Origin of the sequence: Marinobacterium stanieri, from assembly GCF_900155945.1 — a bacterium.
GTDB classification, from domain to species: Bacteria; Pseudomonadota; Gammaproteobacteria; order Pseudomonadales; family Balneatricaceae; genus Marinobacterium; species Marinobacterium stanieri.
The window spans coordinates 1944-5196 of the sequence record NZ_FTMN01000019.1 but is presented as its reverse complement, the minus strand read 5'-3'; the positions used below and the strand labels follow the sequence as shown (position 1 = coordinate 5196).

Annotated in this window: 2 rRNA genes; both read right to left on the bottom strand. The window is 52.4% G+C overall.

The features are described 5' to 3' along the window. Position 1: 1 nt before the first annotated feature. Positions 2-117: ribosomal RNA gene (gene rrf / locus BW956_RS21945) — 5S ribosomal RNA — on the bottom strand. 131 nt (positions 118-248) lie between these two features. Beyond that, positions 249-3133, bottom strand: a 23S ribosomal RNA gene (locus tag BW956_RS21940). Positions 3134-3253: the final 120 nt, after the last annotated feature.

Below are 3253 nucleotides of genomic sequence, written 5' to 3'. Positions count from 1 at the left end.
TGCTTGGCGATGACCTACTCTCACATGGGGAAGCCCCACACTACCATCGGCGATGACGCGTTTCACTGCTGAGTTCGGTATGGGATCAGGTGGTTCCACGGCTCTATGGTCGCCAAGCAAAACTGGAACAAACTGGATCTGAAAGTCTTTACGATTGTCTGTGTTGTCGCTACAAGCGCTCAACCGGTGCTCTTGCGAGCCGATAATCTGTTATACGTAACCATTCATCCAAACGCCTTGGGCGTTATATGGTCAAGCCTCACGAGCCATTAGTACAGGTTAGCTCAATGCCTTACAGCACTTACACACCCTGCCTATCAACGTCCTGGTCTCGGACGGCTCTACAGGGACCTCAAGGGTCCAGTGAGATCTCATCTTGAAGGGGGCTTCCCGCTTAGATGCTTTCAGCGGTTATCCCGTCCGAACGTAGCTACCCGGCAATGCCACTGGCGTGACAACCGGAACACCAGAGGTTCGTTCACTCCGGTCCTCTCGTACTAGGAGCAACTCTTCTCAAATCTCAAACGCCCACGGCAGATAGGGACCGAACTGTCTCACGACGTTCTAAACCCAGCTCGCGTACCACTTTAAATGGCGAACAGCCATACCCTTGGGACCGGCTTCAGCCCCAGGATGTGATGAGCCGACATCGAGGTGCCAAACACCGCCGTCGATGTGAACTCTTGGGCGGTATCAGCCTGTTATCCCCGGAGTACCTTTTATCCGTTGAGCGATGGCCCTTCCATACAGAACCACCGGATCACTAGAACCTACTTTCGTACCTGCTCGACGTGTCTGTCTCGCAGTCAAGCACCCTTCTACTCTTGCGCTCATTGGCTGATTTCCGACCAGCCTGAGGGTACCTTCGTGCTCCTCCGTTACACTTTGGGAGGAGACCGCCCCAGTCAAACTACCCACCACACAATGTCCTCGATCCCGATAAGGGACCTGAGTTAGAACCTCAACAGTACCAGGCTGGTATTTCAAGGACGGCTCCACACTGGCTAGCGCCAATGCTTCAAAGCCTCCCAGCTATCCTACACAAATAATGTCAAAGTCCACTGTGAAGCTATAGTAAAGGTTCACGGGGTCTTTCCGTCTAGCCGCGGGGACGCTGCATCTTCACAGCGAGTTCAATTTCACTGAGTCTCGGGTGGAGACAGTGTGGCCATCGTTACGCCATTCGTGCAGGTCGGAACTTACCCGACAAGGAATTTCGCTACCTTAGGACCGTTATAGTTACGGCCGCCGTTTACCGGGGCTTCGATCAAGAGCTTCGCCGAAGCTAACCCCATCAATTAACCTTCCGGCACCGGGCAGGCGTCACACCCTATACGTCCACTTTCGTGTTTGCAGAGTGCTGTGTTTTTAATAAACAGTCGCAGCCACCTGGTATCTTCGACCGACATCAGCTTAGGGAGTAAATCCCATCACCAACACCGGCGTGCCTTCTCCCGAAGTTACGGCACCATTTTGCCTAGTTCCTTCACCCGAGTTCTCTCAAGCGCCTTGGTATTCTCAACCTGACCACCTGTGTCGGTTTGGGGTACGGTCACACATAACCTGAAGCTTAGAGGATTTTCCTGGAAGCATGGCATCAACCACTTCACTCCATAAAGGAGCTCGTCATCAGGTCTCAGTCTTAAGAAGCCGGATTTGCCTAACTTCTCAACCTACACCCTTAAACACGGACAACCAACGCCGTGCTGGCCTAGCCTTCTCCGTCCCCCCGTCGCAGTTATGCGCGGTACAGGAATATTAACCTGTCTCCCATCGACTACGCTTTTCAGCCTCGCCTTAGGGGCCGACTCACCCTACCCTGATTAGCATTGGATAGGAACCCTTGGTCTTCCGGCGAGGGGGTTTTTCACCCCCTTTATCGTTACTCATGTCAGCATTCGCACTTCTGATACCTCCACGGTGCCTCCCGGCTTCCGCTTCAACGGCTTACAGAACGCTCCTCTACCATGCCCTAAGGCATCCGCAGCTTCGGTGTCTAGTTTGAGCCCCGTTATATCTTCCGCGCAGGCCGACTCGACTAGTGAGCTATTACGCTTTCTTTAAAGGATGGCTGCTTCTAAGCCAACCTCCTAGCTGTCTGAGCCTTCCCACATCGTTTCCCACTTAACTAGAACTTTGGGACCTTAGCTGGCGGTCTGGGTTGTTTCCCTTTCCACGACGGACGTTAGCACCCGCCGTGTGTCTCCCATGATTGCACTCTTGGGTATTCGGAGTTTGCATCGGGTTGGTAAGTCGGGATGACCCCCTAGCCGAAACAGTGCTCTACCCCCCAAGGTGAGACATGAGGCGCTACCTAAATAGCTTTCGAGGAGAACCAGCTATCTCCGGGCTTGATTAGCCTTTCACTCCGATCCACAGGTCATCCGCTGGCTTTTCAACGACAGTCGGTTCGGTCCTCCAATTGATGTTACTCAATCTTCAACCTGCCCATGGATAGATCGCCCGGTTTCGGGTCTACTCCCAGCGACTAAACGCCCTATTAAGACTCGGTTTCCCTACGCCTCCCCTAAACGGTTAAGCTTGCCACTGAAAGTAAGTCGCTGACCCATTATACAAAAGGTACGCAGTCACCGTCCGAAAACGGCTCCCACTGCTTGTACGTACACGGTTTCAGGGTCTATTTCACTCCCCTCACAGGGGTTCTTTTCGCCTTTCCCTCACGGTACTGGTTCACTATCGGTCAGTCAGGAGTATTTAGCCTTGGAGGATGGTCCCCCCATATTCAGACAGAATATCACGTGTTCCGTCCTACTCGATTTCACTGCGTATAGGTTTTCGTGTACGGGGCTATCACCCACTATGGCCACACTTTCCAGAGTGTTCCACTAACCACAACACAGCTTAAGGGCTGGTCCCCGTTCGCTCGCCGCTACTAAGGGAATCTCAATTGATTTCTTTTCCTCCGGGTACTTAGATGTTTCAGTTCCCCGGGTTCGCCTCTCAAGTCCTATGTATTCAGACAAGAGATACCCGCAAGCGGGTGGGTTTCCCCATTCGGAAATGTTCGGATCAAAGCTCGTTTACCAGCTCCCCGAACCTTATCGCAGGTTACAACGTCCTTCATCGCCTCTGACTGCCAAGGCATCCACCGTGCACGCTTATTCACTTGACCATATAACCCGAAGGCGTCTGGCAAATGAATGGTTCGTAACGATTATCGCCGGTTGGCGCTTGTATCAAACAATACAAGACAATCTTTCAGATCCAATTTGTTAAAGAGCGTTTAAAGCAT